Raw genomic sequence first — 22768 nt, 5'->3', positions numbered from 1 at the left:
TACGCCGGTTTAAGGAGCGTCGCGATGACCCGGGCACTGATCGTGGTTGATGTGCAGAACGACTTCTGCGAGGGCGGAAGCCTCGCCGTCGCCGGCGGGGCCGACGTCGCGTTCCGGATCGGCGAGCTGCTGCACCAGTGGCACGAGGCCGAGCCGCGAGACCGGCAGTACGAGTACGTCGTGGCCACCCGGGACCACCACATCGACCCGGGTGACCACTTCTCCAAGGAACCCGACTACGTGAACTCCTGGCCGCCGCACTGTGTGGCCGGCACCGACGGGGTGAGCTTCCACCCGAACCTGGACCCGCAGCCGTTCGACGCGATCTTCAACAAGGGCGAGTTCTCGGCCGCCTACTCCGGCTTCGAGGGCAAGTCCCACGACAGCGGCCACGCCCTCACCGACTGGCTGCGCGGCCGGGGCGTCACCGACGTGGACGTCTGCGGCATCGCCACCGACTACTGCGTCCGCGCCACCGCCCTCGACGCCTGCCAGGCCGGCTTCGGCACGACGGTCCTCACCAACCTCACCGCCGGCATCCACCCCACCACCACCGAACAAGCCCTAACCGACCTCCGCCACGCCGGCATCACCGTCACCTAAAAGGACACCGCTCCGCGCCGACAGCCCTCCAACCGCCTCCGGCGGGCGCACCTCGTACCGACGACTACCGCGGTTGGCGACGGAGATGCACCGCGCTCCAGGCTGACAGTTCCTTCAGCCGCCTTCGACGGAACGTCCCGCGGACAGCTGCCCGCGCATTCCCACTCGGTGTGAGTGGCGGATGCGAGGTACATGCCGCCCATCAACAGGCCGGCGAGCAAGCGCCGTCGTCGCCCGCGGCACCAGGCACCTCGGCAGCAGCTGCGGGCGACGTAGTGAGCTCAGCAGCTGAGGACCTCGGACAGGCTATTGCTTGTCCGAGGTCCGCAAGCGGGGTTCAAGGTCAGCACATCCAGGCCGTTCGTGCCCGCCGGCGGGCAGCGCTCTGCCAACGGGCGCGAGCAAACGGGCGGTCAACCCGCGGCGGCAGCCGCAACTCGTCGGCAGTCGCCGGCAGCAGTCCGGCGGCAGCCGGGAGCTGTGCCGGCGCTGAGCCGGAGGGTGGGTGGGAGACGCGCGCGGCACGGCGGCGGAGGAGCCCCGCGTTGCGGCGCGCGGGGGCTATCTGACGGGGGCTCCGGGGCCGAGGGGGATGCCTAGGGCCCACCAGGCGAGGAACAGGAGGGTCCAGGCGATGGTCATTGCGACGGCCAGGGGCACGGTGTACGACGCTAGCGTGCCGACGCCGGCGTCTTTGCGGTAGCGCTGGAGGAAGCCGAGCGCCATCACGAAGTACGGGCTCATCGGGGTGATCGCGGTGGAGCCCGAGTCGGCGATGCGGAAGAGGGCCTGGGTGGTCTCGGCGGGGACGTTGAGCAGCAGCATCATCGGGACCAGGATGGGAGCAGTGAGCGCCCACATCGCCGACCCGCTGGTGACCAGCACGTTGATCACCGTGAGCAGCGCGAGGATGCCGAGGAAGATCACCACCTTCGGCGCTCCGAGATCACCGAGGACCCGGGCCGACTCGGCCGACAGCAGGTCGCCGAGGTTGCTCCAGTCGAAGTACGCGAGGAACTGGGCGATCGCGAAGAACAGCACCAGCACCGGCGCCATCTGCTTGATCCCCTCCCCCATCAGCTTCGGTACGTCGCCCGCGCGCTCGATCTTCCGCACCGTCACGCCGTACGCGATCCCGACCAGGCCGAACAGTACGGCGACGACCATCGCGATCCCGTCCAGGAACGGGGAGTCGACGATGCTCCCGTCCTTGCCGCGCAGCGGTGAACCGTGCGGGATCAGTACGGCGACGATCGCGGCGGCCGCGACCAGGAAGACGATCCCGGCGCGGCGCAGACCGCTGCGCTCGGCGTCCGACACCGCGAGCTGGTCGGGACCGTCGCCCGGCGCGTCCGGGTCGGCGTCGAGATCGGTCCGCTTGCTCAGCACCAGCCGCGTCACCAGCGTGATCACCAACGCGAGCAGGACCGACGAGGCGATGTTGAAGAACCAGTTCGACAGCACCGACACGTGCGCGCCCGGGTCGATCGTCTTGGCGGCGGCGGTGGTGATGCCGGCGAAGATCGCGTCGTTCGGTGTTGGGATCGGACTCGCGTCATACCCGGAGGCGATAGCGGTGTACGCGACCACGATGCCGAGGATCGGCGATCGGCCGACCGCGCGGAACGCCAGCCCGCCGAGCGGCACCAGGATGATGTACGCCGCCGCGGACGCGACATGCGCCATCGTCCCGGCGAACGCGACCGCGAACACGACCATCGACTGCGGCACCCGGGACACGCTGACCCGCATCAACGCCTGCAGGAACCCGGTGCGCTCGGCCAGCGCGACGCCCATGATCACGACCACGATCGTCGCCATCGGCGGGAACTCGGCGAAGTTCGAGATCGCCGTCGAGACCGCCATCTGCAGGCCGTCACCGGAGAGCAGGTTCTGGACCGCGACCTCCTTGCCGTCCTTCGGCGAGATCACCGACACGTCCAGCGCCGACAGGATCGCGCTGACCACCGCCAGGATCGCGGACAGGATCCAGAACAGCCAGAACGGATGCGGAAGCGCGTTGCCGACCCGCTCGATGACCGCCATCGCGCGCACCAGGCGCGGCAGCTCCCTCGTCTCGGTCGCGGTGCTCATCGCGTGTGCGCCTTGAACGTGTGCGCCTTGAAGAAGTCGCCGATCAGCGTCGACGCCTGGAAGGTCTGGGTGACGTACCCCGGACCCGAGCTGGAATCCGACCCCGGCCACGTGTGCCCGCCGTCGGTGACCGCGACATGCACGACATCGGCGCTGCAGCCCTTGTAGGTGAACGTCAGTACGTCGTCACCGAGCTGACTCGTCTTCGGATCCTGCTTGCAGTGGTCACGGACCGCCCAGTCGCGGACCCACGTCTGCACACTCGGCAGGTCGCGCTCGCCGTCACCGCCGTACGGGATCGTCGTGTCGCCGGTGCCGTGGATGTCGAGCACCGGGACTGGGCGGCTCGGCGCGCAACGCGTGCCCTCAATGTAGAACGCGCCGGAGACCGGGGCGATCGCCGCGAACCGGTCCGCCAGTTGACAGGCGACGATCCCGGTGAAGCCAGCACCGTTCGACTTGCCGGTCGCGTAGACGGCATCGGTGTCAACGCAGTATTTCGACTCCAGGTCGTCGAGCAAGTCGCTGGTGAACCCCACGTCGTCCACACCCTTGGCGGAGTACGGCGCTCCTTGCCAGGCCTGCTTGTTCTCGTCACCGATCACACCGTTGGGGTAGGCAACGACCGCGTCGAGCTTCGAGAGGCCCGAGAACGCCTCGGTCTGCGCACCGGTCTTGCCACGACCGTGGTACACGACGATCAGCGGGTAGGACTTCGACGGGTGGTAGTTGTCCGGGACGTGCAGGCGGTAGGTGCGGGTGATGCCGCCGGAGACCAGCGTGTAGTCGCCGGCCGGGGCTGCTTGCGCCCCACACCCGGCGCTGCCTGGGGCTGCGGCGGTTGCTGACGGCAACGTGGTGGCGGCGGTCACCAGGCCGGCCGCCGCCAGCAGTGCGCCGACCCTGCGGGCGGTGCGGCTGGAGGTTCTGGGGCGTGCGAGGTTCATCAGGGGTCCCTCCTCGGGGCGTGCGGCCTGCGGGCGGGCAGGCTCGCGCCTGGACCTCCCTGAGCGAAGGTCCAGTGTTCGGGGTGCGGCGTCAGGCCGAGAGCAACTCGTCGGCGAAGGCGGCTATCCGGTCGGCGGCGGTCTCCACCAGGAGACGGCCGTCCTCTGCAGTGGCGCGGCGGGGATCACCCAGCACACCACGCTTGTGGTACTCGTCGAACCCGACGGACAGCCGCGGGCCGCGCGACCCCCGGGCCAGTCGGGCCGGAACGGTGAGCTCCTCGAGCGTCAACGCGCCCGGCTCCAGGCGATCCGCCTGAACCAGTTCCGGGGCGAGATAGAGCATCTGCGCGGTCTCCGCTTCACCGGCGTGACCGTGGACCGCGCCGACGTCGGTGATGAGGTCCGACACCACGGACGTGACCGGGGTCCAGGCGAACGTCACGTCGCCGCGGACGTACTCCTGCGCGAGCACGGACAGCGCGGCGTTGTTCCCGCCGTGCCCGGTGATCACCAGGAACTGCTTCCAGCCGTGTTCACGCAGGCTGGCGACGAGGTCCCGGAGTACCTGGAGGAAAGTTGCCGGGGACAACGTCATCGTCCCGGCGAAGGCCATGTGGTGCGGCGAGACGCCGTACGGGACGGGCGGGGCGATCACCGCCCGGCCGGCCAGTCGTTCGGCGACCCGCTCGGCGACGCCGACCGCGCGGACGGTGTCGGTGGACATCGCCATCCCGCCACCGTGTTGTTCCTGCGCGCCGACCGGAATGATCACCAGTGGCGCGGTGCGGACGGCCTCGAGTGCTTCGTCGGTCGTCATCTCGGCGAGTCTCATGAGAACTCCGGGGCGGCTTCGACGGCTTGACGGATGTTGTCCAGGTGCTCGCGGGTCAGCCGCTCGGCCTGTACGGCGTCCTGCGCGCGGACCGCCTCGACGATCGCCTGGTGTTCCTCGTGGTCGCGCTCGCGGTTGTCGTACAGCGCGCGGATCTGCTGCTGCTCGCGGACCCGGACCTTCAGCAGCGACGCGAGCACCTCGTGCAGCAACGGGTTGCCGGACGCGGCCGCGAGCTCGATGTGGAAGTTCAGCGCGAACGCCGGCCCACCGGGCGGGACCAGGGCGTTGGTGACCGCAGCCTCCAGGCGCTCCAGGTTCTCCGGCTGCCGCGCCACGGCGGACTGGGCGGCGACAGCCGGCTCGATCACCAGGCGCGCGCCGATCAACTGCAGCACGGAGTCCTTGGTGATCGGCGGCCGATGCGGATTCGCCAGTACGACGTTGTTGATCGTCGGACCGACGTACGTCCCGGACCCGTGCCGGAACTCGACCGCGCCGGTGGCCTCGAGCTTCCGGAGCGCCTCGCGCACGGTCGGCGTGGTGATCGCGAACCGTTTCGCCAGCTCACGGGCCGACGGGATCGCGTCGCCCGGCCGCAGCCCGCCGTCCCGGATGATGCCGAGGATCGACTCGGTCAACCGGTCGGACAGGCTGGGCAGCGCCTCAGATGCTGAGTAAGTCACAAACTGACTAAATCACTTAGCCTTTCCGCTGGTCAAGCCCTCGCGCCAAGCCAAAAATGATCAGCGGTACGACGAGTTCGAGCGCCGTCAGCGGCAACTGGAACCAGTGCGGCCGCCCCTCGATCGCCCAGGACAGCAGTCGCCCGACCCCGCCGAGCAGGAAGATCCCGGCCAGCCAGTTGACCAGCACCTTGTCGATCGGTGCGCGGCGGACCACCCAGATGCAGGCGAGTCCGTAGCCGGCGAAGATTGCGCCGTAGAACCGCTCCCGACTGTCCACCGTCGGCCCGGCCCCGGCCAGCCCGGGCTCGGAATGAATACCGGCCGCGACATGGGCGATCCCGATCAGCACGCACGCGGCCCCGAGCGTGAGCATCAACCACTTCAGCATTCCGCACCCCTTAGTAGACGACTGTCTATTAGTGAGGTTACTAGACACCTGTCCACTAGACTTCGGGCATGCCACGACGGAGGCTGCGGCCGGAGGAACGGCGCGCCGAGCTCATCGACGCCGGCGAGCAGTTGTTCGCCCGGCGCGGGTACGACGATGTCGCGATGGAGGAGGTCGCCCGGTACGCCGAGGTTTCGCGGGCACTGCTCTACCAGTACTTCGCCACCAAGCGTGACCTGTTCGCGGCCGTCTACCAGCGCGCGGCGGACCGGCTGCTCGACCAGGTCCACCTGACGTCCGACCGGCCGCTGCCCGAGCAGATCGAGGCGGGGCTCGACGCGCACTTCGACTACTTCGAGGCGAACCGGGCCACGGTGATCGCCGCCAACCGGACGCTCGCCGGCGACCCCGCTATCCAGGCGATCATCTCCGACGAACTGTCCGTCCTGCGCGAACGCGTGCTCGAAGCAACCAACCTGGCCGGCGAGCGGCGTGCCCTGACCTCGAGCATCCTGCAGAGCTGGCTGGTCTTCGTTCGGCTGCTCACGGTCGACTGGCTGATCGCCCCGCACTGCAGCCGCGCCGAGCTCCGCCGGATCTGTACGTCGACGCTTCTCGCGGCGCTCGCCTAGGGCTTCCCCGGTTTCCAGTCCGGATGCCCGGGCATCGGCGGGAGGTGCGTGCCATAGAGCCACGAGTGGAGGAACGGCGCCAGGTCGGTTCCGGCCACGTCCGAAGCGGTCCGGATGAAGTCCTCGGTGCCCGCGGTCGAGTTGGCGTAGCGGTGCACCCAGGCACGCTCGATGGCGTTGAACGTCGTCGTCCCGACCTTCTGCTGCAGCGCGTACAGCGTCAGCGCGCCACCGGAGTACGCCGCGGTGGAGTACGGTCGCAGGTTCGCCAGATCACCGGTGAGCGTCTTCGGATCGGGATCCGCGATCGGGCCGTTGGCGAAGAGCTTGTCACCGTAGTTCTCGTACGAGTCCCGCATCGACTTCTCCTGACTCGCGCCGTACCGGCCCTCGGCGTACACGTTCTGGTAGAAGACGGCGTGGCCCTCGTTCAGCCACAGGTCGGACCAGCGGCGCGGGGAGACCGAGTTGCCGAACCATTCGTGCGCGACCTCGTGCAGGACGACCGCGTCGGTCCCGTTCTCCTCGAAGCCCTTCTTGGTCATCGCGTCGGCGGTCATCAGCGTGAGACCCTGCGTCTCCAGTTCGCCGCCCATCGGCGTGATGTACGACCCGGCCTCCGCGCCCGGGAACCGGCCGAGTCGTGCCTCGAGGAAGCGGATCGACGTGTCGAACGACGTGAGCTGCGGCTTGATGTCGGCGAGCTGCGCGGTCGGTACGGCGTACCTCATGTCCAGACCGTGTGGGCCCTTGCTGTGCAGCACCGTGAACGGGCCGACACCGATCTGGAGCAGCTCGGTCGCGAGTTTGCGCTGCTCACGGAAGACCCGGGTCGTGTAGGTGGTGCCCTTGACCGTGCTGAGAAGTTTGCCGTTGGCAATCGAGTTGAGCGAGCTCGGAGCGGTGACCGAGATCGTGGCCGGTGCCTTCTGCGCGGGATGGTCGCTGACCGCGAGGATCCGGCGCGCCCCGGCCGGCTGGTTGACGGCTTGCACCCACCCGTCGTGCCGCAACAGTCCGGACGGGTAGGACTTGCTCTCCGCCGCATCCGGTAGGTCGTTGCGTACGTCGACCTTCACCACGAAGCGCGCGTGGTCGCGAACGGGTCGCTCCGGGGTGACCACCAGCTCACCTTCCGGTGTGGTCTTCCAGGCCGCTCGCACGCCATTGACGTCGACGCCGGTCACCTTCGGGCCGAGCAGGTCGAGGTCGAACGCGGTCAGCTTCTGCGTCGCTCGGCCGGTGAGCGTCGTGCTCGCGGTGTACGCGGTCAGCTTCTGGTTGAACCGCACCGCGAGCTGCTGGCCCACCACGTCGTACCCGGTGTTGCCGAGCTCCGGCCACACCTTGTCCCCGATCCCGACGGCTGGCACGAGTCCGACGGCGGCGGCCAGCCCGGCGAGGGCAACTATCTTCAACATGCCTTGAAATCTAGACAAGCCACGACCCCTGGACATCGGTCTCAGGTCGACACGTTCGTAGTCCTTTGGTCTTAGGCGAGCCCGGCATCATGGACGAGGAGGGCGATCTTGGTCCGGTTCGGTACGTCGAGCTTCGCCATGATGTGCGTGATGTGTACCTTCACCGTCGACTCCCGAAGCTCCAGCCGGCGGGCGATCTCGGCGTTGCTCAGCCCCTCGGCCACCGCGACCGCGACATCCCGCTCGCGTGGCGTGAGTTCACCCAGCACCTCACCCTTGGGCGTGACCTCGCGAGGGTTGGTCGTGTAAGCGGTGATGAGTCGCTTCGTGATGCTCGGCGACAGCATGGAATCACCCCGGGCAGCCTGTCCGACCGCGTCCACCAGAGCTCTCGGCGCCGTGTCCTTCAGCAGGAATCCGGTCGCCCCGGCCTGCAACGCCTCGTACACATACTCGTCCAGGTCGAAGGTCGTCAGGATCACCACGGGCGGTGGCTCGCTCAAGGCGTTGACGCGACGCGTGACCTCGATGCCGTTCACCGTCGGCATCTGGATATCGGTCAGCACCAGGTCGGGCGAGTGCTTCTCGACCAACTCCACGACCCGCGCTCCATCGGTGTCCTCGGCAACGACCTCGGCGGTGCCACCCGCCTGCAGGATCAGCCGGATGCCGTTCCGGACCAGTTCCTCGTCGTCGAGGAGCAACACCTTGATCATTCCGCCGCCTTCAGCCCGAACGCCGCACCGACTCTGAACGTCCCACCGACCCACCCGGTCTCCAGCCGACCGCCTGCCAGTGAGACCCGTTCCCGCATCCCGAGCAAGCCGTACCCCGACCCCGGTACGGCGATGCTCGCGACGCTCCGGGGATTCGTCACCTCGACCGTCAACTCGTCGCCGTCGACAACGATCCTGACCGTCACCGGTACGCCGGGCGCGTGCTTGGCTGCATTCGTCAACGCTTCCTGCACGATCCGGTACGCCGCCCGTCCGACCGCCGACGGCACCTCGGGGACCGGGTCCGGGACCTCCAGCTCGACCACCTGCCCGGTCGTGACCGCATCCGCGACCAGCACCGGGACGGCACCGATCGACGGCGCGACGTGCCCCGGCTCCCCCGGCAGCTCGTCGCGCAGCACCTGGAGGATCTCGCGGAGCTCGGTGAGGGCCGCCGTACTGGTCTTGCGGATCACCTCGGCGACCTGCTCGGTCTGCTCGTCCGGCGCGGTCATGGTCAGCGCGCCGGACTGCAAGGCGATCGCGCTCACCCGGTGCGCGACCACGTCGTGCATCTCGCGCGCGATCCGGCGGCGCTCGGCGGTCACCGCACGCTCGGAGCGCAGGTCGCGCTCGCGCTCGGCCTGTTCGGCCCGGTCCTGGAGGGCGACGAGGAGGGCACGCCGCTGATAGACCCAGAGCCCGAGCAGAATCGGCCCGCCGACGAACAGCACGACCGAGGCCGCCTGCTCGCCCCATGTCAGGTTCGCGCGGCCGGGGACCGGCCAGATGACGATCACCACCGCACCGACGACCGCGGACACCGCGGTCTGCCAATGCAGTCCCTTGCGGCTCGCCGTCGTGTACGCCGAGATCGTCACCGGCACACTCGGGAACACCTGGCTGACCGGTGCGACCGCGACGAAGAGCAGCGGGAACCGGCGGCGGACCAGCATCCCGAGGAACAGGACGCCGAGGAACACCGCGCCGTACCAGTGCAGGGTGCCGTTGTTCGTGATGTCGAGCGACATGCCCGCGGTTACCGCCGCGGCGAACACGATGTCGAACAGGAGTGTCCGGAGCTTGCCGTCCCACCACTCGAGCCGCATGACACCACCGTAGGGCCTGCGACGAAACGACCGTGGATTAACACTTTGGTAGTACCCAAGTTCGAGCCCTGCGACCGATGTTTCGAGGGGCGGAATCCGGAACTCTTGGGGACATGGCAACCAGACGACGGATCGGCAGTTTGCTCGCGGCAACCATCGTGCTGCTCCCGCTCGGCGTGAGCACCGCGCAGGCGGCGACGCCCGGCGCGGAAGATCTGGGCGACCGGCTGTTCCCCGGGCTCGGTAACGGTGGGTACGACGCGCAGAGCTACGACATCAGCCTCGGGTATCGGGTCGGGACGACCAAGATGCCGGGGGTGGTGACGATACGCGCGGTGGCCACGCAGGAGCTGTCCCGGTTCGGGCTCGACTCGGTCGGGCAGGCGATCTCGTCGGTGACCGTCAACGGCCGGCCGGCGACGTTCTCACAGGCGGGCGAGAAGCTGACCGTCACGCCGGCGCGGGCGTTGCCCGACCACGTGCCGTTCAGCGTGCGAGTGGTGTACACGGCCGACCGCGCGCTGAACCCGGCGCCGGCGAGTATGCACTGGCCCGCGGGGACGCCGTACCCGATGGAGTTCTGGAACAACACCGCGGACGGGTTCGCGGTGATGAGCCAGCCGGACCGCGCGCACCTCGCCTTCCCGTCGAACGATCACCCGAGCGACAAGGCCCGGTTCACGGTCCGGATCTCCCCGCCGAGCGACCGGATGGGGCTGTCGGGCGGGCGGCTGATCACGAAGTACGTGCATGGCGGCGACACGACCTGGGTGTACCGGACCGATCACCCCGTCCCGACGGACGTCCTACCGATTGCCGTCGGCAAGTTCCGTGAAGTGCGGCAGACCGGGCCGCAGCAGTTGCCGGTGCGCAGCTATCTCGCGCTCGCCGCGCTCCAGGGGCACACGTTCACGGACGCGATGGAGGTGACTGCCCGCGAGACACCGGCGCAGCTCGGGTGGCTCGAGCGGCAGATCGGCCGCCCGTTCCCCTTCGAGCAGTACGGCGTCCTCGGTCTCGCGAGCCCGTACGACGGTGTCGCGCTGGAGACCACCACGCTATCCACGTTCGGCGCCGGTCTCTCGCTCCCGCCCGCGCAGGAGTCCTCGACTCTCGTCCACGAGATGACGCACCAGTACTTCGGTGACGCGGTCGCCGTCCGCAGCTGGGACGACATGTGGATCAGCGAAGGCCACGCGCGGTACTACGAGCGCAAGTACGCCGCGGCGCGCGGCCAGATCGATCTGACCAAGGAGCTCAAGGAACTCTACGAGCAGGACCAGCAGCACCGCACCGACTCCGGTCCGATGGGTCGGGTCAAGGCTCCGTTCGGGCTGCTCTTCGACACCGACGTGCCCGGTCAGCTGATGCTCACCGGTCTCAACACCCTGGTCGGCGACGCCACGTTCCACCGGATCGAGCAGACCTTCTTCGACCGGTACCGCGACCGCAACGCGAGCACCCAGGACTACATCGACGTCGCCAACCAGGTCAGCGGCCGCGACCTCACGCAGTACTTCCGCGCCTGGATCTACGGCGCCACCACCCCTCCGATGCCGGGCCACCCGGACTGGCACAGCACTCCAGCAAAGGCAGCCAAATGATGCTCACCGAGATCGCCGCCAGCAGCACGACCGACCAGACCTTCGGGGTCGTGGGAGCCGCACTGCTGGTCGGCATCCTGATCGCTTACGTCCTACTCGTCGTCGGCGCCTTCTTCAGCGCCTTGTTCTCCTCGGCAACGGCCGGGATGAAGCTGGTGTGGATCGTGTTCATTGTGATGGCACCGTTCATCGGGAGCCTGCTCTGGTTCATGGTTGGCAAGCGGAACTCCCAGTTGTCGGCGGCGGTGTGACCCATGGACGCCGCCGCCCCCGCCCGCGGTCTCCGTCATGGAGCGGACAGAGACCGGGTGCCGCGAGGACTACGCGGGGAGCAGCCGGATCGGGTTGCCCTTGGCGTAGTTGTAGAGGTTGAAGTAGCCGTCGGCACCGATCGGGTTGTTGGCCTTGGTGTCGAGCTGGCTCCACACCGTTCTGCCGTCGACCTTGAGCACCACACGATTGCCGCCGCTCGTGCCGAACGCGATGTCGTGGGTACTGTTCGGCGCGATCACGTCGTTCGGGATCACGTCGAGCAGCGTCTGCCCGGGTGTCCAGCTCTGCAGCTCGATGGTGTCCTCCTTGATCACCACCAGGTACCCGGTGTTCGAGTTCTGCCAGGCCGGTACTCCGGTCTCATGCGAGCGCACCTGGAATCCGTACCAGCCGCCGGCGAACGCACCGACCTCGGCCTTGAACCGGAGCAGCCCGTCACCGAACTTCTGGGCCTTGTATCCGAACACGCCCTCGCCGGTCGCCCGCACCGTGCCCTGGCTGAAGTCCAGGTTCGGCGAGGTCGTCCAGTTCACCTGGTCCGAGAGCTGCGTGGTCAGGTCGGTGACGGCGTACTGGCCGTCCTGGACCGTGACGGCCAGCGTCGCGGAGACGGCCGGGTTGGACACCGAGGTGGCCTTCACGGTCGCCGTACCGGCCGCGACCGCGGTGATCTTCCCGGTGCTGTCGACGGTCGCCACCCCCGGGGTGTCGGAGGTCCAGGCCAGTCTCGTGTCCGACGCGCCGGCCGGCGAGACGGTGGCCTCGACGGTCCGGCGTTCACCGGTTTCGAGGGCGAGTTGCGTCGTACCGAGGTCGATGCCGCTGACCTGGGTGGAGACGATCGAGAAGCCGACGTTGTCGAAGTCCAACCGGCTCACGCCAGAGACGTAGAAGCCGACCTTGCCGGCGGCCGCGGGAGCAGGGTTCGCTCCGGCGACGACCTGCTGGCCGTTCACCAGCACCTTGATCCCGCCCGGCTGGACCGCGACCTTGACCGCGTACGTCGTCCCCGGCATGAAGGCCGCGTCCGCGCCGAGGGTCACTTGCTGGATGACCGCCCACTTGCTGTCGTAGATCGTCCAGACAGGACCCGAGGCCAGGTGGCGATACCTGATGTAGCCGCCCGGGGTGGTCCCGGTCCGGTCGTAGACCAGCATGACCGCGCCGTCGGGCAGGTCCGCGGGAGTCGTCACCGTGAAGTCGAGAACGTACTCGGTGAAGTCCCGCGGGAGCTGCGCGTTGGCACCGTTGACGATCCGGTACACGTGGTTCCCCGAGCCGTCGTCGACCACATTGCGGTTGCCGTCGACGGGCCACCCGTTCGCGCCCGACTCGAAGTCGGTGTAGTGCAGTACGCCGTCGCCCTCGTGGACCACGAGGTTCGCCTCGTCCTTGATCGCCGGATCGGCCTTCGAGGTCGCCGTGAGCGTCGCCGTTCCCGGCGCGACCGCGGTGACGAGCCCGTTCGCGTCGATCGTCGCGATCGTCGGATCGCTGGACGTGTAGGTGGCCGCGGCGTTCGTGCTGTTCCACGGTACGGCGGCCGCCGCGAACGGGACCTGGTCGCCGAGGTCGATCGAGAGGTCGCTGGACGGGAACGCCACCGACTCCAGCGGGATGGTCTCCGGTGTCCGCGTCTGCCCGACATGCCCGTGGGTTCCGATCCGGTCGAACGCGATCGCCTGGAAGCCCGGGATGTGGTCGAAGACCGGGGCGTCCGCGCGCAGCCGGAAGTCGCCCTTCTGCCAGTCGACGAACCCCGGATCATCGGTCGTGACCCAGTTGTCGGCGTAGTTCAGCAGGTTCTTCACGTCCCGCGCGCCGTTCGCGTTCACGTCGGACTGCCGGGCGAGTGTCGGGTTCCAGACCAGGTTCTTCGCGAACCTGTTGTTCGCCGGGTAGTAGTGGTTGTCCTCGAAGAAGTGCCCGAGCTCGGGGTACTTCGTCAGGTACGGCGTCCCTTCGAAGTTGTTGTTGTCGGCGAAGAGTTTCTTCCAGGCCGGCATGTACGACCGGTCGACGACGTTGCCCTCCTGGTTACCCATCCACATCTCGTAGTTGTCGTAGGGCACCTTCGTGTCGACAAAGATATTGTTCGTCGCGGTCACGTAGTCACCGGACCCGCTCTTCACCGCGTCGTTGCCCATGTCGGCGAAGACGTTCTGGTCGATGGTCAGGCCCATCGTGAGGTTGTCGGCGTAGATGCCCTCGACGCCGGCGCGGCCCTTGCCGATGTCGTGGAAGTAGTTCCGCCGGAACACGTTGCCGCGCTGCTGCGGTGTCGACCCGGCGTTCATGTAGATCGCGCCGAGATCCTGGAACGTCTTGCAGACGTCGTAGATCTCGTTGTCCTCGATCAGCTGGTCGTTCCCCTGCACGATAATGCCCGGATGCGGTGCGTCGTGAATCTCGTTGCCCCGGGCAATGTTGCCGACGCCGTCGAACATCACACCGGCGTTGTAGGCCTTGTGGTAGTAGGCGAAGTCGTGGATGTGCGAGTTCTGCACCCTGTTCCGGCCGGGCGCGAGAGTGGTCTTGTTCCCGCCCTGCAGCACGACCGGGACACCGCCGATGTGACTGAGCTCGGTGGACACGATCGCGTGGTCGGTCCCGCCACGGTTCACCGGAATACCGTCGTACGTATAGCGGCCAGGCGAGTTGATCAGGACGCCGCCGTCGGTGAAGTTGCGGATGTCGCTGCGCGAGACGGTGACATGACTGCCGCCGAGGATGACCGCCGCTGTGGCACGCCCGTACTCCATCACCAGGTCGTCGAACGTCACGTACGACGTGTTGTCGGTGCGGATCATCGGCTCGTCGAGGGTCGTCACGGTGACCGCGCCGCGCTTGGCGAGGAAGGACGCGTTCGGCACCAGGTAGAGCACGCCCTTGTCGCGGTCGATGTAGTACTCGCCCGGCGCGTCCAGTTCCTCGAGCAGGTTCTGCGCGAAGTGGAAGTCCGGGAACCAGGACTTCATCAGCCCGGACATCTCGCCGTACCGCAGGGTGATCGTCTTGGCGGTGGTGTCGATGGACTGGATCTTGTTGAACGACCACTCCCAGCTGTACCCGAAGATCCCGTCCAGCCAGATGTCCTTGGCCTGGGTCCAGTACTTCGGGCGGTCGTAGCTGTAGCTGAATGTGCCGCCGCGATCCTGGAGGTCCGGGTCGTTGTGGGTCGGGCCCGGATCGATGATCTTGTTCATCTGCACGGTGCCGTTGTTCGGCCAGCGGGCGAGCGTCTGGCCTTCGCCGTCGACGTACAACTCCATCGGCGGGGTCTTGCTGACGTCGTTCGCGTGCCAGTAGCCGTGCCGGCTGACCTCGCCGTAGTCGGTGAGGCCGAGCGCGCGGAGGTCGACCTGGAGGATCTTCGGGCGGGCGGACTTGTCGACCACCCGGTCGAGCACCGACTCGTCGGTCACCGGCGCGAATCCGTCGTACGGGAGTTGGGTGCCGCCGGTGAGGGTCGCGGTCTCGCCGGGGTAGGACTTGTAGGTGATCGGGGAGTCCGCGGTGCCGGAGTCCTGATCGGTGAGGGCGAAGGTCGCACTGCGCTGGTAGCTGCCCTGGCGCAGGTAGACGGTCACACCTCCCTTGGGCAGGTGCGCCTTCTTGAGCGTGCGGATCGCGTCGCGGGCGCCTTCCAGGGTCCGGAGCGGCTTGTCGATGCTTCCCCGGTTGTGATCGTCGCCGGTGGTCGAGACGTAGAGGGCGCGTGGGCCCGGGCCGGTAGTGGCGGCTACCGCTGGAGTTGCGGTCGCCAGCAGACCGGCGGCAAGCACGGCTGCCAGATATCGCTTCATCGCAGAACATCCTTTGGTCGATTATCGATTACACCTACTTACAAGTTCCCCTTTCTCGGGAGTGGGAGAGAAGCCCTAGACCAACGACTGTGGGACGAAGCCCTCGGACGCCAGCCGCTGCCAGAGCTCGGCCGGCACGGGCCGCTCAAGAGCGGCGACGTTCGCGGTCACCTCGTCCGCGGAGCGACAGCCGACGACGACAGACGTCACCGCCGGATGGAGATACGGGAACTGAATGGCGGCGACCGGCAGCGGTACGCCGTACTGCGCGCAGAGCTCGCCGCATCGCTGAGCGCGGGCGAGCGCGTCCGGATCCACCGGGCGGTAGTTGAACATCGCGGCGGGGTTGGGATCCGCGAGCAGGCCGGTGTTGAACACTCCCCCGACGACAACCGACGTGCCGCGACGTTGGCACAACGGCAGCAACGTGCCCATCGCATCGTGGTCGAGCAGGGAGAACCGTCCCGCGATCAGGACCACATCGACGTCGAACTCGTCGACGTACGCGGCGAGCGGCGCGCTGTGGTTCATCCCGAAGCCGATGGCGCGCACAAGACCCTCATCGCGCAACTTCCGCACGGCCCGATAGCCGGTACGACGGATCTCGTCGGGGTACTCGTCCGGGTCGTGCAGGTAGAGGATGTCGACCGAGGACCGGTTGAGCCGCGCGAGACTGGACTCGAAGGACTCGCGGATCCCGCGGTCACTGAAGTCGGCGCGGGCCCCACCCTCGGGCTCGAGCAGCCAACCGGTCTTGGTCGAGATGACCGGCTCCTCGACGACTCCGAGGGTCCGGCCGAGCCGTTCCTCGGCGAGCCCGTGACCGTAGCGCGGGGCGGTGTCGAAGTAGCGGACGCCGGCCTCGGCCGCGGCCTTCACCGTGGCGGCCGCGTCCTCCTCGGCCACCTCGCGGAACAGTCCGCCGAGGGGCGCCGTACCGATGCCCAGGCGGGGCAGCATCACGCCTCCCATGGCGACTGGTTCACCGGCTTCCGGGCATGCAGCGTCATCGCGAGCGTCAACCGCACTTCCGACGACGCCGGCAACTCGACCTGCACGTACTGTCCGTCGACGGGCACCGGCGTGGCATCGTCCACCGCAACGGTCTGTACGACGTGTTCGCCGAAGGACCCGGCCTGGACGAGTACCGAGCGCGGCGCGGTGCCGAGGTTCACGAGCTCGACGACGGTGTGCTCGGGACGGATGTCGGAGACGAGCGCCGCGACATCGTCCGGCAGACCCGGCCGACGGTTGGCAACGTCGAAGTACCGGACATGTAGTTGCGTGAGGCCACCGTTGTACAGAACCTGGGGTGAGCCGGTGGTGAGTTGCAGGAGCGCCTCAGTGACGACCGGGTTCACGTTCTGCCAGTGGTGGATGTCCAGGGCGTCCGGGCCGACCGTCGGGTCGATGCCGTCGTTCTCGATCAGGTCCAGACGGGCGGCGGAGATCTCGAGCGCGGAGCGCAGCATCCGTTCGGGGAAGGCCGGGTTGCGCGCGGCGAGGAACTCGTACCAGGGCTCCTCATGACCGCCCTCGTCCTTGTTCCGCTGGTCGTGGACGGCGGTCCAGTCCCAGTCGGATCCTTCGCGCAGCCGGTCGATCCGCTCGGCGTCGGCCGCGTCCCGGCTGAAGTGCCAGAGCGCGATCGGCAGCTGGGTCGGCATCACGTTGTAGTCGAACCAGCCGGAGTCGTTGTACCGCTGCGGAACCGCCAGCGTCGGCCGCTCCGGATCGAGATGCCGCAGCCAGCGCTTCGTCAGCGTCCCCATGTCCGCGAGCTTCCGGTACTCCGCCTGCTTCAGCACCGCGTCGAGCGGGTTCCGGGCGAGCTCGAGATACCCGCGATCGCCGGAGACCAGGGTGGCGTTGACCGCGCCGACGACCGCCGACGAGCCGACGGACTCGATCCCGTGCGGCCAGGCCCAGCCGTAGTGGCCGCCGTACCAACGCCCGTCGAGGTGCTCGCCCACCACACCGTTCAGGCCGGCGTTGTCAGGGATCACCTCCCGCCCGGCGAGCCGGTCCTGCCAGGTGCCGACGTACTCCGTGACCCAGTCGGCGTACGACGAGTCGCCGTGGAAGAGATACGCGTTCGTGGCGAGTCCGGTCGCGGCGAGGTTCGCGAGCGTGTCACCGCGGCCCATCCGGTCCCACATGATCTGCCCGTACTCACGTGCCTTGGACGGGTCGTCGACGAGCTCGTCGAAGGACGAGACACCGATCCAGTCGAGCGGCAGACCGTACGGACGCAGCGGGAGGCTCCACGGGAAGTACTTCTCGCCGTCGATGAACCCCCAGCGCGGTCCGGCGGCACCGTTGTGCGGCGCCTGGATCACGCGGTGCTCGGCGTCGTAGTTCGGACCGCCCGGCAGGTACAGGTCGGCGAACTGACCGGCCAGCCGCCGCAGCTCGGCGTCGTCCGGCCGCGCCAGGCAGAGCGCGTAGAACAGCACCATGCTCTCGCCCTGGTGGAACCAGTCGTAGCCGCGCTCGTAGCTGTCGACCAGCATGCCCATCTCGGACAGCTGGTTGGTCACGCCGTGCCAGTGCCGCAGGGACGCGTCGAGCAGGTCGGCGCTGCCACCGAGCAGGTACAGCGTCGGCCAGTTGAAGAACGGCTCGTAGAAGTCGTCGACACCGTCGCGGCCGTCGAGCCCGACCCCGAGCCGGTCCCGGAACACCAGCCGGCCGTCGCCCTCGGTGTACCGATCGGCGAACACCCGCCAGGCCCGGTCCTGCTGGGCGAACAGCTCCCGCTCCAGCGTGGCCCACGCCGGCGGCGCGGTCAGCCGACGGGTCGCGTGCACGGTTTCCGTGCTGAGCATGAAGAAACACACCCCTTATCGCTGATCGATACCCGATGATTTAGCCTGATCCGACGCGACGGTGTCAAGACCGCGAGAGGGGTACGACGATGCGCCTGATCGACTGTCACGCGCACCTGTGGCACAGCGGCCACGGCTTCGGCTGGATCAAGCCCGGATCCGCGCACGACAAGACCTTCACGGTGAGCGATCTGGACCGCAGCGGCGACGGCCTGGACCTGGCCGGATCGATCCTGGTGGAGGCGTCCCGCGGCGACCGCGGCGAGACCCTCGCCCTGCGCGAACTGCGGCTCACACGCCCCGACCTGGTCGCCGGCTACGTCGGGAATCTCAAGGTCTACGAAGGAATCGCGCCGTCGGCCTTCGCGCGACTGCTGACCGAGGCAGGACCGAACGGCATGCGCCTCGGCGGGCCAGGCCTGCCGGAACCGCACGAGACCAGGCTGTTGCCGGTTCTCGCGGAGCTCGGCGTCACGCTCGACCTGAACCTGCTGACCGACGCGCTCGGCGCCGCCGCCGCGCTGGCGCAGGCGCATCCGGGACTCACCGTCGTCGTGAATCATCTCGGCAATCCCCCGAATCTCCGCACTGGTGATCTCACCGAGTGGGAGCGTGGACTGCGGTTGGCGGCGCGAGAGCCGGGCGTGTTGCTGAAGATCTCGGGGTTGCTCACGCAGCAGAACGGCGTACCGCTTGAACGGGTTGCGAAGCTGGTTGAGCGGGCGGTGGACGCGGTGGGGCCGGAGCGGTGCCTGGTCGGATCGGATTGGCCGATCTGCTTGCCGCGAGGGTCGCGGGCGGACTCACTGGAGCTCGCGTGCAGTGGGCTGGCGAGATTGACGGCCGACGAACGGGCCTTGGTCCTGCACGGGACCGCCGTTCGCGCCTATCGTCTGGCCGGGAACCTCTTGGAGGGGACGAACGTTATCGATACCTGCTAGGCGATCAGAGAAGTATGATGACAAGGGTTTTCGGGACATCGCACGAATCGGGGCTTTCATGGCTAAGGGTGACTTCGCCTCCACGCTGGCGAGCAACAAGGACCAGTTCCGCGCCACACTGATCTCGGAGCGCGCGTACGAGCTGCTCCGGCAGGCCATCGTCGACGGCGACCTGGGGCCGAACGAACGCGTCGTCGAGTCCGAGATCGCCCGCCAGCTCGGGGTCAGCCAGGCTCCGGTGCGCGAGGCGGTCAAGCAGCTGGCCCGCGAGGGTCTGCTGGTGCACATCCCACGGCGCGGCAACTTCGTCGTGGAGATCTCGCAGGAGGACGTCGAGTACGCGCGCCAGGTCCGCGAGCCGCTCGAGCGACTGGCCGCGCAACTGGCCGCCACCCGGATGAGCGAGCAGGACCTCCGCGAGCTCGACGACCTCGTCGAGCAGCTGCACAAGGCCGCCAAGTCCGGCGACCTGAGCATGTTCCGCGACGTCGACATCGCCTTCCACACGCAGGTGATCCAGCTGGCCGGCAACCCGTTCCTGACCCGGATGTGGGAGGTCCTGGAGCCGAACCTGCGGGCCCTGCGGGCGATCAGCGACCCGCTGTTCGAGGGCGACTGGGACGCGATGGCCGACGAGCACGGCCGCCTCGTCCAGCTGCTCCGCGAGCCGGACGCCGACGCCGCCGCGGACGCGTTCGCCAACCACGCGGGCGGTCGCGGCCCGGTGCCGGACGCCCGGATGGCCAAGAAGAAGGCGAAGCGCACTACCAAGAAGTGAAAGGAGGAGGTGCTCCGCGGAGCACCTCCTCTCTCAACCCTTCACTGCGCCGACGGTCAGTCCGCTGATGATGTGCCGCTGCATGTAGATGAAGAAGATGATCACCGGCGCGATCGCCAGCAGCAGGTTCGGGAACACCTTCGTCATGTCCGTCGAGTACTGACTGATCCCGGCATAGATCGCCGTCGTCACCGTGTACCGCCCGGAGCCCGGACTGAGCAGGATCTGTGGACTGACGAAGTCGTTCCAGATGCCGATCGAGTTCAGAATCAGCACCGTCACCACGCCCGGCCGCATCAGCGGGAAGATGATCGTCCAGAACGTCCGGTACCGGCCGGCGCCGTCGATCTGCGCCGCCTGGTCGATGTCCACCGGGATGGTCCGGATGAACCCGACGAACAAGAAGATGCTCACCGGCAGCGTCGACGCCACGTCGTGCGCGATCAGTCCCGCGACCGTGTTCGCCAGCCCGAGCGAGCGCAGTACATAGATCACCGGGATGATCAGCGCCGCGCCCGGGATGAAGGTCCCGGCCAGGAAGTACAGCATCAACATCTGGGTACGGCGTTTCATGCTCCGCGCGATCACGTACGCCGCGGGTCCGGCGAACAGGATGCACAGCACGTCCACGGCCACCACCAGGAACAGCGTGAACCCGTACCCGCGGATCACGTTGAACTGCGGACTCCTGATCGCCGCCTGCAGATGCTCCAGTGTGAGCTTCCCGAACGGGATCGAGAACGCTCCGTTGAGGATGTCCTCCTGGTCCTTGAAGCTGTTCACCAGCAACAGGTAGACCGGGATCGTCATCAGCACGAACAACAGTCCGAGCATGACCGGGCGGACGACGAGCTTGCGGCGTGCCGTCTGTGGAGGCTCCGGCCGTGGGACCGCTTGGATCGAGGGTTTCGTCTCGAGATCGAGTGCCATCTCCGCCTCCTAACCTGTCGCCGCTCGGTCCTGCCGGTTCCGCAACGCGGTCACCACCAGCGCCAGCGCGGCCGACACGACCATCAGGAACACCGCCTGCGCGGTGGCGTAGCCGACCTTCGTTCCTTCGAACGACTTGGCCAGGATCAGGTACCCGTACGTCTGTGTCGCGCCGGCCGGTCCACCACCGGTCAAACTGACGACCAGGTCGTAGGTGCGGATCAGCCCGATCAGGTTCAGTACGGTCGCGACCGTCACCACCGGGGCGATCATCGGGATGATCACCTGGGTGTTGATCTGCCGGGCGCTCGCCCCGTCGATCTGCGCCGCCTCGAGCAGCTCGGCCGGAACCGTCTGCAACGCGGCCACGAACAGGACGACGTTGAACCCGAAGCCGGCCCACGCGATCACGGCGATCAGCGTCACCAGCGCCAGCTTCTCCTCGAACAAGAACCCGACCGGGCCGACGCCGAACTTCTGCAGGGTGTTGTTGATCGCGCCGTTCGTGCCCAGGATCGCCGCCCACAGGTAGCCCAGGATCAGCGCGCTGATCACATGCGGGTAGTAGGCGAGCGCCCGGAAGAACGAGTTGACGAGCGACTTCTCCTTCAGGATCAGCGCGTACGACAGGCCGCCGCCGAGCATCAGGACCGAGCCGGCCACGGCCACGATCGCGGTGACGTACCACGCCCGGGTCGAGTTCGGGTCGTCGAACAGGTGCCGGTAGTTGCCGAGCCCGATGAACACGGCGTCGGAGAAGCCGTTCCAGTTCGTCAGGCTCAGGTAGACGGCGACGCCGACCGGCACGATGGTCATCACGGTGTACAGCAGCACGGCCGGGCCCGCGAGGCCCACGGAGATCGCCGTCTCCCGGAGCCTCGCGGTACGCACGTGCCGCCGACGAGTCAGCTCTGCGAGTTCCACCACTTGTCCAAACCGTCGGCGACCTGCTCCGGCGAGGCACCGGTGAACAGGGACTGGACCCGCGTGTTCAGCTCACCCGAGAACCCCTCGATCGGCTGGTGCGTGCCGGACTTCACCAGCACCGACGGCGTGCTGTCGAGGATCTTCTGGACGCCGGTGCCGAGGCTGGACGTCTTGTAGGTGAAGCCCTTGCGCAGGTTGCCGTCGGAGGCCAGCTGGCTCTCGACCGCGGCCTTGTCGGTGACCAGCCACTTCACGAACTCGGTCGCCTGCGTCTTGTGCTTGGAGTTGTTGACGACGACGTACGGACTCGCGATGTTGCCGAACTGGCCGGACGGGTAGGCGCCGTCGGTCGGCATCGTGATGACACCGATCTGGTCGCTCTTCTTCGCCTGGTCGACGGCCGGGACGAAGTACGAGCCCATGATGTACATCGCGGACTTCCCGTTCAGGAACGCGGTCTGCCCGTCGGCGTAGGTCAGACCGAGCGCGCTCTTGTCGACGTACCCCGCTTCGATCCAGGACTTGTACGCCTTCAGGTACGGCAGGTACCCGCTGTCCTTGAAGGTGGTCTGCTTGTCGTTGCGCTTCACGGTCCAGTCCGGGTCGGCGGTCAGCACGCCGGCGTCGGCCATCATCGAGAACTGCGCCCCCGGGACCCACTGGCCGGAGGTCTGCAGCGGGGTGAAGCCGGCCGCCTTCAGCTTCGCCATCGCGGCACCGAAGTCATCCATCGTCTTGATGGTCGCCGGGTCGAGACCGGCCTTGGTGAAGGCGGCCTTGTTGTAGAAGACGAGCGACTGGATCTGCTCCCCGACACCGACGACGTACCGCTTGCCGTCGATCGCGTACTGCTCGCTCAGCGGAGTGTCCTTGACCCACGCCTCGTCGGTCAGGTCGGCCAGCAGGCTGACGTTGTCCTTGGTCGGCGTGATCTGCTGCGCGATGTCCGGCGGGTCGCCGGCGGCCAGGTCCTGCGTCAGCTTGGCGCTCGCCGAGATCGTGCCGGTCAGCTCCAGCTTCACCTTGACGTCCGGATGCGCCTGCTCGTACTTGCCGAACAGCTCGGTCCAGTACGCCTCGGTGAGGTTCGGGGTGATGTTGACGATCACCCGCAGCGTGGTCGGCCCGGACTGGCCCGACGACCCGGACTCGCCGCCGCCACAGGCCGCCAGTCCGATCAATGCCGTCGCCGCAACCGCGGCGATTGAGGCACGACGCCACAGTTGTCTCATGTCGTTCACACTCCA

At 67.8% G+C, this 22768-nt stretch carries 20 protein-coding genes; 6 read left to right on the top strand and 14 right to left on the bottom strand.

Features of this window, described 5'->3' with window-relative positions; genetic code table 11:
• The first annotated feature begins 24 nt into the window (after positions 1-24).
• Entirely contained in the window at positions 25-603 is a 579-nt protein-coding gene (locus ACWGID_RS06435; RefSeq protein WP_452195044.1) for an isochorismatase family protein, read from the top strand.
• Positions 604-1164: 561 nt separating this feature from the next.
• Here ACWGID_RS06435 and ACWGID_RS06430 read toward each other — a convergent pair.
• The 5 genes from ACWGID_RS06430 to ACWGID_RS06410 all read right to left on the bottom strand — a co-directional run bounded on the left by ACWGID_RS06430 (position 1165) and on the right by ACWGID_RS06410 (position 5556).
• Complete coding sequence (locus tag ACWGID_RS06430) at positions 1165-2697, bottom strand: AbgT family transporter (protein ID WP_452195042.1); 1533 nt, start codon at positions 2695-2697, stop codon at positions 1165-1167.
• Positions 2694-3644, bottom strand: a complete 951-nt coding sequence (locus ACWGID_RS06425) for an alpha/beta hydrolase family esterase (RefSeq protein ID WP_452195040.1) — start codon at positions 3642-3644, stop codon at positions 2694-2696. Before ACWGID_RS06425 ends, ACWGID_RS06430 begins: the two co-directional genes overlap by 4 nt.
• Positions 3645-3735: 91 nt before the next feature.
• A complete protein-coding gene (locus tag ACWGID_RS06420) occupies positions 3736-4464 on the bottom strand; it encodes a creatininase family protein (protein ID WP_452195039.1) in 729 nt (242 codons plus the stop codon).
• Between the two features lie 11 nt (positions 4465-4475).
• Complete coding sequence (locus ACWGID_RS06415; RefSeq protein ID WP_452195037.1) at positions 4476-5165, bottom strand: FadR/GntR family transcriptional regulator; 690 nt, start codon at positions 5163-5165, stop codon at positions 4476-4478.
• 16 nt (positions 5166-5181) lie between these two features.
• Complete coding sequence (locus ACWGID_RS06410) at positions 5182-5556, bottom strand: DUF4345 domain-containing protein (protein ID WP_452195035.1); 375 nt, start codon at positions 5554-5556, stop codon at positions 5182-5184.
• Between the two features lie 68 nt (positions 5557-5624).
• Here ACWGID_RS06410 and ACWGID_RS06405 point away from each other — a divergent pair, with 68 nt between their 5' ends.
• Positions 5625-6188, top strand: a complete 564-nt coding sequence (locus ACWGID_RS06405) for a TetR/AcrR family transcriptional regulator (RefSeq protein WP_452195033.1) — start codon at positions 5625-5627, stop codon at positions 6186-6188.
• Here ACWGID_RS06405 and ACWGID_RS06400 read toward each other — a convergent pair.
• The 3 genes from ACWGID_RS06400 to ACWGID_RS06390 all read right to left on the bottom strand — a co-directional run bounded on the left by ACWGID_RS06400 (position 6185) and on the right by ACWGID_RS06390 (position 9434).
• Entirely contained in the window at positions 6185-7609 is a 1425-nt protein-coding gene (locus ACWGID_RS06400) for a M1 family metallopeptidase (RefSeq protein ID WP_452195031.1), read from the bottom strand. The genes ACWGID_RS06405 and ACWGID_RS06400 overlap by 4 nt on opposite strands.
• A 71-nt stretch (positions 7610-7680) precedes the next feature.
• Positions 7681-8325 (bottom strand): response regulator, encoded by a 645-nt coding sequence (locus ACWGID_RS06395; RefSeq protein WP_452195029.1) that lies wholly within the window; start codon positions 8323-8325, stop codon positions 7681-7683.
• On the bottom strand, positions 8322-9434 hold the full coding sequence (locus ACWGID_RS06390; protein ID WP_452195028.1) for a sensor histidine kinase: 1113 nt from the start codon (positions 9432-9434) through the stop codon (positions 8322-8324). Before ACWGID_RS06390 ends, ACWGID_RS06395 begins: the two co-directional genes overlap by 4 nt.
• Positions 9435-9547: 113 nt before the next feature.
• Here ACWGID_RS06390 and ACWGID_RS06385 point away from each other — a divergent pair, with 113 nt between their 5' ends.
• Complete coding sequence (locus ACWGID_RS06385; protein WP_452195026.1) at positions 9548-11038, top strand: M1 family metallopeptidase; 1491 nt, start codon at positions 9548-9550, stop codon at positions 11036-11038.
• Entirely contained in the window at positions 11035-11289 is a 255-nt protein-coding gene (locus ACWGID_RS06380) for a PLDc N-terminal domain-containing protein (protein WP_452195024.1), read from the top strand. Before ACWGID_RS06385 ends, ACWGID_RS06380 begins: the two co-directional genes overlap by 4 nt.
• Before the next feature lie 69 nt (positions 11290-11358).
• Here the strand turns inward: ACWGID_RS06380 and ACWGID_RS06375 are convergent, their stop codons facing one another.
• From ACWGID_RS06375 to ACWGID_RS06365, 3 genes are all read right to left on the bottom strand, one after another.
• Positions 11359-15117, bottom strand: a complete 3759-nt coding sequence (locus ACWGID_RS06375) for an Ig-like domain-containing protein (protein WP_452195023.1) — start codon at positions 15115-15117, stop codon at positions 11359-11361.
• Positions 15118-15192: 75 nt separating this feature from the next.
• Complete coding sequence (locus ACWGID_RS06370; protein WP_452195022.1) at positions 15193-16077, bottom strand: aldo/keto reductase; 885 nt, start codon at positions 16075-16077, stop codon at positions 15193-15195.
• Positions 16077-17945, bottom strand: coding sequence for a hypothetical protein (locus ACWGID_RS06365; RefSeq protein WP_452195021.1), 1869 nt, complete (start codon positions 17943-17945; stop codon positions 16077-16079). The genes ACWGID_RS06370 and ACWGID_RS06365 overlap by 1 nt, the downstream gene beginning before the upstream one ends.
• An 89-nt stretch (positions 17946-18034) precedes the next feature.
• Between ACWGID_RS06365 and ACWGID_RS06360 the strand changes: the two genes are divergently transcribed.
• Positions 18035-18886, top strand: coding sequence for an amidohydrolase family protein (locus tag ACWGID_RS06360; RefSeq protein WP_452195020.1), 852 nt, complete (start codon positions 18035-18037; stop codon positions 18884-18886).
• A gap of 58 nt (positions 18887-18944) precedes the next feature.
• Positions 18945-19664, top strand: coding sequence for a GntR family transcriptional regulator (locus ACWGID_RS06355; protein ID WP_452195018.1), 720 nt, complete (start codon positions 18945-18947; stop codon positions 19662-19664).
• Positions 19665-19697: 33 nt separating this feature from the next.
• Here ACWGID_RS06355 and ACWGID_RS06350 read toward each other — a convergent pair whose 3' ends face one another.
• The 3 genes from ACWGID_RS06350 to ACWGID_RS06340 are packed head-to-tail and all read right to left on the bottom strand — an operon-like array spanning position 19698 to position 22753.
• Positions 19698-20594 (bottom strand): carbohydrate ABC transporter permease, encoded by an 897-nt coding sequence (locus tag ACWGID_RS06350; protein WP_452195016.1) that lies wholly within the window; start codon positions 20592-20594, stop codon positions 19698-19700.
• Positions 20595-20603: 9 nt separating this feature from the next.
• On the bottom strand, positions 20604-21521 hold the full coding sequence (locus tag ACWGID_RS06345; protein WP_452195014.1) for a carbohydrate ABC transporter permease: 918 nt from the start codon (positions 21519-21521) through the stop codon (positions 20604-20606).
• Positions 21500-22753 carry an ABC transporter substrate-binding protein gene (locus ACWGID_RS06340; RefSeq protein WP_452195013.1) on the bottom strand — a complete coding sequence of 418 codons (1254 nt, stop codon included), beginning with the start codon at positions 22751-22753 and terminating at the stop codon, positions 21500-21502. Before ACWGID_RS06340 ends, ACWGID_RS06345 begins: the two co-directional genes overlap by 22 nt.
• Between the last annotated feature and the right edge of the window lie 15 nt (positions 22754-22768).

This window comes from Kribbella sp. NPDC054772 (genome assembly GCF_053611945.1).
The sequence above is the reverse complement of the archived record's forward strand: the minus strand, read 5'-3'. Positions and strand labels throughout refer to the sequence as shown.